Below are 12861 nucleotides of genomic sequence, written 5' to 3'. Positions count from 1 at the left end.
TAAACATATAATCAAAAAATTGACCAAGGAGCTGAACTATAATGATGAACATTATTGATGAATTGGAATGGCGCGATGCTATTAATCAACAGACAGATGCAGAAGGTTTACGTAAATTAACAAACGAGAAGTCGATTTCATTATACTGCGGTGTTGACCCTACGGGTGACAGTATGCATATTGGCCACTTGATTCCTTTTATGATGATGAAACGATTTCAACTTGCAGGACATCGTCCCGTTATCTTGATAGGTGGAGCAACCGGGACAATTGGCGATCCGAGCGGCCGTACAACAGAACGTACGTTGCAGACGATGGAACAAGTACAGCAGAATGTAGATGCGTTGACAGCGCAAATGAAGAAGCTATTCGTTAACGAGGGAGACACAGGTCTTCGCATGGTGAACAACTTCGATTGGACGCATAACCTTACAATCTTGGATTTCCTTCGTGATTACGGGAAAAACTTCAGCGTCAACACGATGCTGGCGAAAGACATCGTAGCAAGCCGTTTGGATTCGGGAATTTCCTTTACCGAGTTCTCCTACCAAATTCTTCAGTCTATGGACTTCCATCATTTGTTCAAGAATGAAGATGTCCAATTGCAAATCGGCGGTGCGGATCAGTGGGGCAACATTACAAGTGGTCTTGATCTGATTCGTAAAAAAGAAGGGTCAGAAGCTAAAGCATTCGGCTTAACAATTCCGTTGATGTTAAAAGCGGACGGTACAAAATTTGGTAAAACAGCCGGTGGTGCCATCTGGCTTGATCCGAAAAAGACGACTCCGTTCGAGTTCTACCAGTTCTGGGCAAATACGGATGACCGCGATGTAATTAGATACCTGAAATTCTTCACGTTCTTAACGAAAGAACAGATCGACGCATTGGAATTGAAGGTGCAGACAGAGCCTCATAAACGCGAAGCACAACGTGTACTCGCTGAAGAAATGACAAAGTTCGTGCACAGCGAAGAAGCGTTGATTCAAGCACAAAAGATTACAGAAGCATTGTTCAGCGGCGACATTAAGTCACTGACAGCGGACGAAATCGAACAAGGCTTCAAGGATATGCCTACATTCCATGCTTCCAAGGAAGCCAAAAATATTGTAGACTGGCTCGTTGAATTGGGAATTGAACCATCCAAGCGTCAAGCGCGTGAAGACATTACAAATGGAGCTATTTCAATGAATGGAGAGAAAGTAACGGACTTGGATATGGACGTTACAGTGGCCAACTCCTTCGGTGGACGATTCATCATTATTCGCAAGGGTAAAAAGAGTTACAACCTCGTGAAACTGGGAGAATAGCTGATTTATCAGCTTTCTCTTTCTAAGAATGGAGGCGAGGATTAGGGATGCCGGGATCATCGTGGAGAAGATCACTTCAACTAGCATATTTTAATCATCGTTTAATATCGAGAGTGAACCAAAGCAAGCAAGTTAACTGGCTCATCATTGAATTAGGACTGAGACATGTTGCATGTGAGAAGATTAATGAAGAGCTGGATCGTATGCTGATCGGACTCAATCGATTGTTTAAGTATAAGAGTGTGAAGCAGGCAACATTGGGCTATTATCGCATGCTGAACATCAAGAAAGAGGAAGAAGTATACCATCCGACAATTCATATTCTTGTGCCGACGATTAAGAGTTATTTTCAAGGCCGATACTATATCAAGTATGGTGAATGGCTATCACTATGGCAGAAGGCGCTCGATATGGACCCTGAAAATAACTTGTCGGTGAGTGTGAATGTCTTAAATGGAAAATGCAATCAGCAGGATATTACCTGTAAAATGGAGCAAGGCTTAATCCGATTGCTGAATGAACCAGATCGAATCCAAGCCGAAAGCGACGGGCAGCTTGCTGCACGCAGACTCGTAGGATATAGTAGATTGTTAAATGAAGAGATGGATTACTTGTATCCAGGGATTGAATATGACTTGAGTAAATATGATACAAATGATGTAGTTGCCAACTGTGCATTTGATTTCATGATACAGTGGCATCCTGGAATAAAAAATTAAGGAAATCATCCATTTTTCCTCGGTTTTCGCTATGACATCAATCACAAAAACATGTGTAATTTTCATAACAATAGGACTGATTTTTGAGCTGAAAAGACAGCTGAAAATCAGTCTTTTTTATTTTTTCTTCCAATTTTTAACCTTCGTATTTCGAGTGGGTTTACGTTCGGAAGTTGAACCTAAATTCAAGATATTAGAAGAAAGGGTGGATATTACTATTTTTGTTAGATCTGTTGCGGTTCTATGAACAAACAGACATGTTCCCCTGCATGTATAAGTATTCTTTTTGGTCAAATGAAGACCTTTCTATTTTATAGTTAACGTGAAGCCAACGAGATCTTCAAAGTGAAAAGAGAATTTATAAATATTCGATATAATTTATTATTATTCATTACTTTTTCCGGAGAATGCTTTGCCCCATAAAAGCGTAAATCATTTAAAGCGTTCGTTGATGAAGTGGCAAAACCTTTAAAGTGCTTATTAATAAGATTCTGGAAAAAATCTGAAAATCCTTGTGTAACGGGGTTTTAAAACGCATTGACAGAACAAAAAAATAAGGCGTATACTGGCGGTGAAAGTTAATCGATTAACACTTTTATAGAATTTCTGTCATAAGAACAAGGCGGTGGTCTCATAACACATCAGTTGTATTCCTTAAGTGATAATTCATATCTTATTCATGAATTGGAAGAATTAGGAAGATGGATAATAGAGAGAAAGAAGGATGGACTATGGCCAATTCAAAAAAATTGACACTGTTCGGTTTAATTGGTATTACGATGGCATTCTTCGGTACTGTACGTAGTGTACCGACGCTATCCATGACCGGGTGGACACAAATTTTCTACATGCTGGTTGCAGCAATTTTGTTTGCACTTCCAATTGCATTGATGTCTGCGGAGCTGTCAACAGGATTCCCGGAAGAGGGAGGCCCGCAGGTTTGGGTTAAAAACGCACTGGGTGAAAAATGGGGGTTTGTTACTTCGTGGCTCCTATGGGTACAAATGTTCTTCGGAATGGTTATGGTCGCTTCGACCGTAGGCATACTACTAGGATATGTCATTGACGCTCATGAACTATCTTCGAATAACTACTTTATATTTGCAGTTATTCTTATTTCTTACTGGGGTGTTACCTTATTGAACTTGAAGTTCGATATGGTCAAGATTGCGGGCAACTGGGGGGCTATTATCGGGGTATATATTCCGTTTCTCTTTCTAGTAGTGCTTGGCGTCATCTATATGTTGAAACACGGCATTCAGCCTGATAACTACTTGGGTAACTTTAAGGCAAGTGACTTGCTGCCGGATCTAAGCAATTTGGGAAGCTTGGCATATTTATCCGGTATCATCTTTATCTTTGCAGGTGTTGAGATCTCCTCAGTACATGCAAAAAACATTGAAAATCCAAAACGCAACTATCCGATTGCGGTTATTGCTTCTGTAATATTGCTTGTTATTTTTAATCTGATTGCAGGTTTGACTGTATCCAACGCTATTCCTAATGGCAAGATTGAACTCGCAAATATTACACAGCCATTTATGATTTTCTGTCAGGATTTAGGCATTCCAACCATTTTTGTAAATATAATTTCTTTGATGATCATGATCGGCGTCTTGGTACAGCTTAGCGCATGGGTACTTGGCCCAAGTAAGTCGATGATCAAAGTCGCAGATGAAGGAAACTTGCCACCTTTCTTCCAAAAGAGAACAAGTAAAGGTATTCCAATTACGTTCGTTCTGATTCAAGCAATTGTCATCTCATTAGTATCGGTTTTATATATCGTTGTTCCTGATGTTAACAGTGCCTTTCTTATCATTACAATTACAACAACCATCCTGTACTGTATCGTATACGCATTGATTGCAATATCAGCTATTCGGTTGCGTTATAAAATGCCAGATATGGAAAGACCGTTCCGCCTCGGTAACAAAGGGAATGGTTTGATGTGGTTCGTTTCACTGCTGTCTCTGTTTAGTGTTGCCATTACTTTGACAGTCAGCTTGATTCCACCATCCATTCTTGCTCCAAGCCAATCAACAGGATATATCATTTATCAAGTTGTAGCGACCGTTGTTATGATAAGCATTGCTCTAATCATTTACAAATTCAAGAAGCCAAGTTGGAAACTTAAGTGAAAAATATCACAGAATAAGCTTTTTATCATAAATACTATTATACGGAGGTACTCAACATGAACTATCAAATCCCAGATATTAACCTCAAAGCATTGTTCCTTGGCTCTAAAGGCGAAAACGTCGATCTGTTTAAAGAGGTGCTGCTCAAGGTCGTAGACGAGCATGTGGGCTGGCGTCAAAATTACCAACCACAAGACTTGCCAGTAATTACGCCATTCGATAAAAGTTCAAAGAGCTTCCAAGATACAGCCGATCATGTACGCAGCGTATTTAACGTATTGTCTTCCAAACTTCGTTCCCAATCGCTGCCATGGCATACAGCAGGACGTTTCTGGGGACATATGAACTCCGAAACCTTGATGCCAGCCATCATGGCTTATACAGCAGCAATGCTTTGGAACGGTAATAACGTGGCTTATGAGTCCTCTCCAGGCACGTCGCAAATGGAAGAAGAAGTTGGTCATGAACTTGCTAAAATGATGAGCTACAAAGCAGGCGAAAGCTGGGGCCACATTTGTGCGGATGGTTCAATCGCTAACTTGGAAGGACTCTGGTATGCACGTAATATCAAATCTCTTCCACTGGCTATCAAAGAAGTTGCGCCTGAGGCTGTTCCAGGCAAATCCGAATGGGAATTGCTGAACATGTCCACGGAAGAAATCATGGAACTTACAGAAAAACTCGCTGACCAAATGGATGAAATTAAAGCTAAATCCGCTCGCGGTGGCAATAATCTTCAAAAACTTGGTAAATGGCTCATTCCACAAACCAAACACTATTCATGGTTGAAAGCCGGCGATATTATCGGTATCGGTCTAGATCAAGTTGAAGCTATCGATGTTGACAGCGAATACCGCATGGATATTGTGAAGCTCGAAGCACGTATTCGTGAGCTGGCTGCACAGAACATTCCAGTTCTGGGTGTTGTCGGTGTCGTGGGAAGTACAGAAGAAGGTCAAATTGACCATATTCACAAAATCATCGAACTGCGTGAAAAACTTGCTAAAGAAGGCATCTACTATTACGTTCACATCGATGCTGCATATGGCGGTTATGCTCGTGCAATCTTCCTCGATGAAAATGATGAATTTATCGAGTACAACAAAATTGATGAGGTGTTTAAAAAATACAATATCTTTACAGATATGACGCTGAAAGACGAATGGCTTACTGAAGATATATACAATTCCTTTAAAGCCATTAGCAAAGCAGAATCCGTAACCATTGACCCTCACAAAATGGGTTACATTCCTTACTCTGCTGGTGCGATTGCAATCCGCGACATCAGAATGCGTGAAGCGATTTCTTACTTCGCAACTTATGTATTTGAAAAAGGCGCAGATATTCCTGCACTGCTTGGTGCGTATATCCTTGAAGGCTCCAAAGCAGGCGCAACAGCAGCTGCTGTATGGACAGCCCATAAAGTATTGCCGCTGAACGTAACGGGATATGGCAAGTTAATGGGTGCAAGCATCGAGGGCGCTTATCGCTTCTACAACTTCCTGAAGGGCAAAAAATTCAATGTTAATGACAAAGTCATTACACTTCATCCATTGACTAAACCTGACTTCAACATGGTTGACTATGTATTTAACGAAGAAGGCAACACTGATCTGACGAAGATGAACAAACTGAACCATGACTTCTTCGATTATGCTTCTTACGTTAAAGGCGGTTTGTACAGCAATGAATTTATTACTTCCCATACGGACTTTGCTATTCCGGACTACGGCCACAGCCCACTGGAATTCGTGAAGAGTCTCGGATTCACCGAGCAAGAATGGAACCGTGCTGGCAAAGTCACTATCCTTCGTGCTTGTGCACTATCTCCATATGCGCATGACGCTGCAACATTCGAAGAATATGCAGGTAAAATTGAAAAAGCAATTCAACAGAAACTTGAAAAAATCTACATGTACGAAATGAATGAATAAATAATAAAGTTGGAATGCGTAACTGTTTTTAGTTGTTACGCATTCCTCTTTATCCACCTAAGGAGAGACAGATATGTCCAACATAAGAAAAGTATTGACGGTTGCAGGTTCCGATTCCAGCGGCGGTGCAGGACTTCAAGCGGATCTTAAGACATTTGAAGAATATGGAACCTTTGGTTTTTCTGCCATCACCTCCATTGTAACGATGGACGAGAATAACAACTGGCATCATGCAGTTCATCCAATTGATTCAGAGCTTGTACATCAGCAGATTAAAACTGTCTTATCCGGAGGCAAACTGGACGCTTTAAAAACAGGTATGCTTGGTTCTGTTGAAGTGATCGAGCTTTTGAGCAAGATTATTGATGAGCACGATATTGCCAATGTCGTTATCGATCCTGTCATGGTATGTAAAGGAGAAAATGAAGTCGTTCAACCGGAGAATGGACAGGCCATTCTTGAATTACTGCTGCCAAGAGCAACCATTGTGACGCCTAACTTGTTTGAGGCGGGTCAGCTTGCAGGTATGAGTAAAGTCAGCACAATTGATGAGATGAAGGAAGCTGCCCAAAAAATATTCAAACTCGGGGCTAAAAACATTGTCATTAAAGGCGGTAAGGCGCTTGAAGACGAGAAAGCCATTGATTTGCTATTCGATGGTACTGAATTCACGATGTATGAAGCAGAGAAGTTGGATACGAATCATAATCACGGTGCAGGCTGCACATTTGCTGCTGCTATCGCTGCAGGATTAGCCAAAGGAATGTCCGTCAAAGCCGCAGTTGCCAAGGCTAAGCAATTTACTACCGCAGGTATTCAAGGTGGATTTGCGTTAAATCGCTTCGTAGGTCCTGTTTGGCACGGTGCTTATAACAAGGCTGAACAACGCATGAATAGCTAAGGCTGCCTTTGTCCAATTAATAAGTCAATCCCATTGATATAACTCCATACCAACTAGATGTTAATCCATAATAAGGAGTTCAGCATATGAATAAAGAGGTGACTTTAAAAGAAAGTCTGTTTCTTTTAGTGGTTTTGTTAGCCATTATTGGAGCATGTATTATTGGTGTAGGAATGGATCCGCAAATTCCGATATTAATTTCCGTGGGCGTTCTTATCGTTTTCGGCAAAGCAAAAGGGATCTCCTGGGATCGTATCCATAAGGGAATCCAGAATGGAATTACTCCTGGGCTAGTACCTATTCTTATCTTTATGCTTATTGGAGCTTTAATTAGTGTTTGGATTGCTGCAGGAACGATTCAGACGATTATGGTTTATGGTTTCCAAATTTTATCCGCTAAATATTTTTTACCTTCTGTATTTGTTATTTGCTCAGTGGTAGGGATTACGGTGGGCAGCTCCTTTACGACGATATCAACCGTCGGCATCGCCTTTTTCGGCATGGGGCAAATCATGGGTTACGATCCCGCCATTACGACAGGTGCCATCATTTCTGGTGCTTTCTTAGGAAATAATATCTCCCCATTATCAGATACGACCAACCTAGCATCTGCCATTGCCGAGGTTGATTTATTTGATCATATCCGTTATATGATGCGTGTTGTCATTCCGGCATCTCTAATTTCTCTTGTATTTTTCGCCGTTGTAGGGCATGGCAATGTTCTAACAACAGGGCAGCAAATTAATGAACTTATTGATACATTGAGAACCTCATTTCCTATTGCTGTTGTTACATTAATTCCGGTATTCGTTCTCTTCTTATGCGCATGGAGGAAAATTCCGGCTATTCCGACCCTGCTATTAAGTATTGTTGTTACCATCGGCGTTCTTTATATTTATCACCCACATACCAGTTTATCTGACATTTCGAGGCTGATGCAGGATGGTTATGTGTCTCACACGGGAGTAGAAAGTGTGGACAAGCTGCTGTCGCGCGGTGGAATTCAGAGCATGATGTGGTCGGTGTCCTTGATTCTGTTGGCATTGGCACTAGGCGGATTGCTCGTAGAAATGAATATCATCAAAACCATAATTTCACGTATAACGTCTTTTGTAAGCACGAAAGGAAAACTCATCTTGATGACGGCTATCAGCTCGATGGGGATCAATCTTTTGCTCGGGGAGCAATATTTGTCGATTATTTTACCGGGTGAAGCGTTCAAGTCGCAATATGATATCATTAATGTGGATCGTAAAGAGATGTCGAGGATACTGGCTAATGGAGGAGCAGCATGTAATGCTCTGATACCGTGGGGGGTAAGCGGTGTATTTATTACGGGTACACTTGGTGTATCCACATTAGACTATTTGCCGTTCACTATATTCTGTATCGTGGCGCCACTATTGAACATTTTATATGGATTTGTAAAAAGAAAATCTGCACAAACTTCTCGAGCAGCACGATAAACAACAGTGATGAAATGAAAAAGTTGGTATATGCCAACTTTTTTTCTGCCTAATTGGAATAAATTACCGTTAATAAATAATGCTACATTATGTTATACATAGTTCATACAGCAATGTAGTTAAGACATCAGGGAGGGTACCAAATGCTGATAAATGAACTGCAAGGGAAAGCTTTGGACGATTTTATTGAAGGGATATTATCATTGGAAACCGTAGAAGAGTGTTGCGCCTTTTTGGATGATTTATGTACGGTGAATGAAATTAAAACTTTGATTCAACGCTTTCAAGTTGCCAAGATGCTCCACAACCACAATACGTATACTCAGATTGAAGCTGAAGCAGGAGCAAGCACAGCTACAATCTCACGGGTAAAGCGCTCCCTGTATCATGGGAATCACAGCTATGAATTCATTTTTGCACGTATGCTGAAAAATCACCGCCCTGAGGAAAATTCAGAGTAAACTGCAGGCTGCATTTGTAGAAGTTGTTGGAATTCAACCAAGAAAGTTATCAGACAACTTCGAAAAATAAATGAAAGCGCTTATAGGCCTCATTGGGAGCTACTGAAAAAGTCCATCTAAAAATTATAAAGGTACGGTTCCTCAAATTTTTGAGGGGCTGTGCTTTTTTTCGGTATAATTAAGTCTAATTCGCTGAAAAAATTATTTTTTTTAAATCTTCAAACCTCTTGATTCATTCCAACGTTATCTTGTAATAACATCATATTTTTATTGGAGGTTTTTGAGGATGAAAAAAGTTAGAAAGTTGCTTCTTACGCTTTCGATAGGTGCAATGCTGCTGGTGCCGGGGCTGACTTTGGCTGCAGATACCACGGAAGGTACCGGGGCCGTAAAAACGGACGCACAGACTTCGGCTGAGCTCGGTTTACTTGTGGGTGATGGTAATGGGGTTAATGCCGAATATTTAGCCAAGAGCACGACTCGTATTCAAGCGGCTATAATTTCATTGCGTTTGCAGGGTAAGCTTGATGAAGCAAGTGCATATACCGGCAAGGACAACTTTGCTGATGCGAATCAGGTAGGAGTAAGCGAACAGGCTATTCTTGCTTTTCTACATAGCAACCCTCAATATGGTTGGAGTGGCGAAGGGGCAAATCGTTTCAATCCACTTGCACCTGTCAGCTCACAGCAGTTATATAAGGTGCTGCTTGAGAGCCAAGGCTATAAATCGGGTAAGGATTTCGTCTACAAAGATACGGAATCATTTGCTGTAAGCAAAGGGATGGACCAAATCTCCGGTGTTTCTACATTGACAAACGCTCATGTCTCCACAGCACTCGTTGAATCCCTATCCGGATCGACGTCAGAGGGACAGAAGCTTTTTGATAAATTGCAAAAGGACGGAATCATTCCTGCTTCTGCTAAGTTGCCTGCAGGTGAGAGAATTGGCCTTCGTACGGACGCCAAGCTTGGAACTTTTCTGGTAGACGGTAAAGGTCGTACACTCTATTTCTTCTCAAAAGATGCACAGAACTTGGATGCTTGTCAGGGGCAGTGTCTCGCGAATTGGCCTTTCCTAAGTGCGGATCAATTACAGATTCCGGCGACGATGAATCCAGAGGATTTTAGTATGGTGACTCATGCGGGAGGGGCGAAACAGTGGATGTATAAAGGCTGGCCTCTCTATACGTTTGTAAAAGATAAAAAAGCTGGCGATACTCTGGGTGAAGGCGTTATGGGCGTATGGTTTGCGGCCAAGCCAGATTATCGTATTATGCTTGGTTCCAATTCAGAGTTAGGTCAATATCTGACTGACGATCATGGCCGTACATTATACTATTTCACTAAGGATAAGCCGCAAATGAGCGCTTGCGAAGGCGAGTGTCTCGCCATGTGGCCGGTATATGGGACAATAGACGGCGGTGTGCCATCAACTATGAAAGAGGCAGACTTCGGTACGATTACGCGTCCTGACGGCAGCAAGCAAGCGACCTACAAAGGCTACCCGCTTTATTACTTTGTAAAAGATGCTAAGCATGGTGACGCATTGGGTCAGAACGTGAAGGGTGTATGGTTCGTGGTTGATCCAGTTAAGTTCAGCGGTGTACCAGTGTCTCAATAGTCTGGCATGTAAGAGAAGCAGTATTGATAGAAATGTAAATTCCCGCATCAGCAGGGGAACCGTAGAATCGGTTTCCTTGCTGATGTCTTCTTGTTTTTATCCCCAAAATATGATCGTATAAAACCAGGTTGAAATATTGAACCGGTGCGAATAAGGAGGCCTCGTCCGTATGCACCATCTATCTGACTACGAATTGATGCTACTCGTGAAACAGAAGGAACAGGAAGCCTTGTCTATTTTGTACGATCGTTATGCGACCCTTATTTATTCCTTCGCCTGCAAGGCGCTTCGAGACGAACAAGCTGCAAGGGACATTGTCCAAGCTGTTTATGTCCGGCTGTGGACGACTGGTTCGGACTTTAATCCTGACAAGGGCAAGTTTACAAGTTGGCTTATTACAATCACCCGCAATCTGACGATGGACTTGTTACGTCAGCAGCGCAGGCTTAACAACGGGCTTATTGCTTATCACCCCGAAGAATTGGAAAGGATCCCTGATCAAACGGCCTCACCTGAAGCACATTTGGAGAGAGACTCACTCAAGGAGCAAATTCGCAATGCCTATCGCTTTTTGTCCAAGCAACAGATCGAGCTTTTAGAAGATTTTTATTGGCAAGGATATAGCTTAAGAGAATTGGCCGAGCATTACAGGGAGCCTTTGGGTACTGTGAAGAACAGGCTGCATCAGACCTTGAAAATATTGCGCAGACATCTGATCATGGAAGGAGAGGGATGACAATGGACGAGAGAACACAATCTGTTTGCGATTTGTATCTGGATGTGTTATCCGGCTTAAGCACTGAGGAAGAGCGCATTGCCTTTGAGCGTCATCTGCCAGGCTGTGAGGCTTGCCAAGCAGAGATGGCTGGATTGCAACTCGTATGGGAGGGGATTTCTGCAGATATGGAACAAATCGAACCGCCAATAGATTTGAAGCAGCAAGTCATGAAGGCGGCTTTTGCTGCTGAGGCCACGAAAACAGCTCAGCCCGCTGCTGAGACGAACAGGCGCAGTGCAAAACTACGTTGGTTGCGAAAAGTTCCAGCCGCCGCGCTTATCGCAGTGTTCGTCTTTGGCTCGGCATTGAACATCTGGTTGTACCGTGAACGCACAAGTATCTCAGCGTCCTCCGAAACACAACATGTAGCCCCTTCGCAGATTAAGTTGGCCATTCCACTGCAATCTCAATCTCATGATACCTCCAAGGCTTACGGCACCGCCTGTATCATCGACAACGGGAAGAGCAAGCAATTTGTGGTATATGTCTACGGAGCCACTCCAACAAGCGGTGATCAAGCCTATCAGGTCTGGCTAATTAAGAGTGGTATACGCTCCAGCGCGGGAACATTTCGGGTTGCATCTGAAGGTGCCGGCGTTGGAATGCTGACTATGCCTATGGAATCAGATACGCTGACTTTCGACCAGATCGGGATTACGCTTGAACCAGACGATAAGGGAAATCAGCCCCGCGGACAAAAAATGTTTGGATCGGTTTAATGGAAAGATTTCTATTCGTTTTCGCCACCAAATAAAATAAGAAAAGGCTTCTCCTGGTGGGAAGCCTTTTCTACGTTATAAAGTATCATCTAATATAGGCTCTACAGCATACTCATGGCTACACCAATAAAATAAGGAATAAGCCATAGAATCCATACGATTAAGCTGAATCGATGGAAGTTATGCTGCGCTTTCGCACTTCCTTTCCATTTGACAAAGAATGCCCAGACCGCGTGGATGAGCATAAGAAGGAGTGCAACACCGCCTGTTATTGCATGTATGATATTCCCGCCATCCGTGACGAGAGAACTCATGATTGTTGTTCCTGTTGTATCACAAATCAATCCGAACAGGAAAAATATAAGATGCTTATTCTGAAGGGTACCAGAACGTTTCTCCCCCCATACACCAATCGTATAAAATACAAGCGCTAAATTGATAAAAACAATCGCAGCTGCTAGCATGTTGGTTCACCTCGTGTTGTTTTTTGTTAGTAGTATTCCTCTGCTGATTTATTCTATCAACTCAGTATGAATGCAATATGAACAGAACATTACGTAGAATTTATAGGCGAAATGTTACACATCGCTTGAATTACATACAGAGCTGTGTTATTGTACCAAAAGATTGTCACAAGTTTACCTGCATATGGAAGATCGATATTCCGTGTTTATGAAGGTTTATTCGACATTGAATCATCAGATAGAAGTTAAAGAACAGATCAACTTATTTCGAGCAGGCTGCGGGGGCCTAGTGAGAATCCTACGCATCGCATTATTAAGTTAGTAGAGTAAATGATGATTTTCAGTGTATGTCG

At 42.2% G+C, this 12861-nt stretch carries 11 protein-coding genes; 10 read left to right on the top strand and 1 reads right to left on the bottom strand.

Features of this window, described 5'->3' with window-relative positions; translation table 11 throughout:
- Window positions 1-44 precede the first annotated feature (44 nt).
- From tyrS to ACSBOP_RS17805, 10 genes are all read left to right on the top strand, one after another.
- Window positions 45-1307, top strand: a complete 1263-nt coding sequence (gene tyrS / locus ACSBOP_RS17850; RefSeq protein WP_442604520.1) for a tyrosine--tRNA ligase — start codon at window positions 45-47, stop codon at window positions 1305-1307.
- 47 nt (window positions 1308-1354) lie between these two features.
- Window positions 1355-2026, top strand: coding sequence for a protein rep (locus ACSBOP_RS17845; protein ID WP_442601857.1), 672 nt, complete (start codon window positions 1355-1357; stop codon window positions 2024-2026).
- 731 nt (window positions 2027-2757) lie between these two features.
- Complete coding sequence (tyrP, locus tag ACSBOP_RS17840) at window positions 2758-4164, top strand: tyrosine-tyramine antiporter (protein WP_442601856.1); 1407 nt, start codon at window positions 2758-2760, stop codon at window positions 4162-4164.
- A gap of 56 nt (window positions 4165-4220) precedes the next feature.
- On the top strand, window positions 4221-6098 hold the full coding sequence (gene tdc / locus ACSBOP_RS17835) for a tyrosine decarboxylase (RefSeq protein WP_442601855.1): 1878 nt from the start codon (window positions 4221-4223) through the stop codon (window positions 6096-6098).
- Between the two features lie 73 nt (window positions 6099-6171).
- Window positions 6172-6999 carry a bifunctional hydroxymethylpyrimidine kinase/phosphomethylpyrimidine kinase gene (thiD, locus tag ACSBOP_RS17830; RefSeq protein WP_442601854.1) on the top strand — a complete coding sequence of 276 codons (828 nt, stop codon included), beginning with the start codon at window positions 6172-6174 and terminating at the stop codon, window positions 6997-6999.
- 86 nt (window positions 7000-7085) lie between these two features.
- Window positions 7086-8465 carry a Na+/H+ antiporter NhaC gene (gene nhaC, locus ACSBOP_RS17825; RefSeq protein WP_442601853.1) on the top strand — a complete coding sequence of 460 codons (1380 nt, stop codon included), beginning with the start codon at window positions 7086-7088 and terminating at the stop codon, window positions 8463-8465.
- A 143-nt stretch (window positions 8466-8608) separates the two neighbouring features.
- A complete protein-coding gene (locus tag ACSBOP_RS17820) occupies window positions 8609-8926 on the top strand; it encodes a YerC/YecD family TrpR-related protein (protein WP_442601852.1) in 318 nt (105 codons plus the stop codon).
- A gap of 286 nt (window positions 8927-9212) precedes the next feature.
- Window positions 9213-10547, top strand: a complete 1335-nt coding sequence (locus tag ACSBOP_RS17815) for a hypothetical protein (protein ID WP_442601851.1) — start codon at window positions 9213-9215, stop codon at window positions 10545-10547.
- A gap of 169 nt (window positions 10548-10716) precedes the next feature.
- A complete protein-coding gene (locus ACSBOP_RS17810) occupies window positions 10717-11283 on the top strand; it encodes an RNA polymerase sigma factor (protein WP_442601850.1) in 567 nt (188 codons plus the stop codon).
- A gap of 2 nt (window positions 11284-11285) precedes the next feature.
- Window positions 11286-12044 carry an anti-sigma factor domain-containing protein gene (locus ACSBOP_RS17805; protein WP_442601849.1) on the top strand — a complete coding sequence of 253 codons (759 nt, stop codon included), beginning with the start codon at window positions 11286-11288 and terminating at the stop codon, window positions 12042-12044.
- Between the two features lie 101 nt (window positions 12045-12145).
- On the opposite strand, the gene ACSBOP_RS17800 is transcribed toward ACSBOP_RS17805, so the two are convergent.
- Complete coding sequence (locus ACSBOP_RS17800; protein ID WP_442601848.1) at window positions 12146-12508, bottom strand: HsmA family protein; 363 nt, start codon at window positions 12506-12508, stop codon at window positions 12146-12148.
- Window positions 12509-12861: the final 353 nt, after the last annotated feature.

It is taken from the genome of Paenibacillus sp. KN14-4R, assembly GCF_052180255.1.
Classification (GTDB): Bacteria; Bacillota; Bacilli; order Paenibacillales; family NBRC-103111; genus Paenibacillus_AM.
This window is presented reverse-complemented; position numbering and strand designations above follow the sequence as displayed.

Bases quoted from the DNA above. Each gene is read 5' to 3' on its own strand.
- tyrS (WP_442604520.1), top strand. From the start codon at position 45: ATGAACATTATTGATGAATTGGAATGGCGCGATGCTATTAATCAACAG.
- ACSBOP_RS17845 (WP_442601857.1), top strand. From the start codon at position 1,355: ATGCCGGGATCATCGTGGAGAAGATCACTTCAACTAGCATATTTTAAT.
- tyrP (WP_442601856.1), top strand. From the start codon at position 2,758: ATGGCCAATTCAAAAAAATTGACACTGTTCGGTTTAATTGGTATTACG.
- tdc (WP_442601855.1), top strand. From the start codon at position 4,221: ATGAACTATCAAATCCCAGATATTAACCTCAAAGCATTGTTCCTTGGC.
- thiD (WP_442601854.1), top strand. From the start codon at position 6,172: ATGTCCAACATAAGAAAAGTATTGACGGTTGCAGGTTCCGATTCCAGC.
- nhaC (WP_442601853.1), top strand. From the start codon at position 7,086: ATGAATAAAGAGGTGACTTTAAAAGAAAGTCTGTTTCTTTTAGTGGTT.
- ACSBOP_RS17820 (WP_442601852.1), top strand. From the start codon at position 8,609: ATGCTGATAAATGAACTGCAAGGGAAAGCTTTGGACGATTTTATTGAA.
- ACSBOP_RS17815 (WP_442601851.1), top strand. From the start codon at position 9,213: ATGAAAAAAGTTAGAAAGTTGCTTCTTACGCTTTCGATAGGTGCAATG.
- ACSBOP_RS17810 (WP_442601850.1), top strand. From the start codon at position 10,717: ATGCACCATCTATCTGACTACGAATTGATGCTACTCGTGAAACAGAAG.
- ACSBOP_RS17805 (WP_442601849.1), top strand. From the start codon at position 11,286: ATGGACGAGAGAACACAATCTGTTTGCGATTTGTATCTGGATGTGTTA.
- ACSBOP_RS17800 (WP_442601848.1), bottom strand. From the start codon at position 12,508: ATGCTAGCAGCTGCGATTGTTTTTATCAATTTAGCGCTTGTATTTTAT.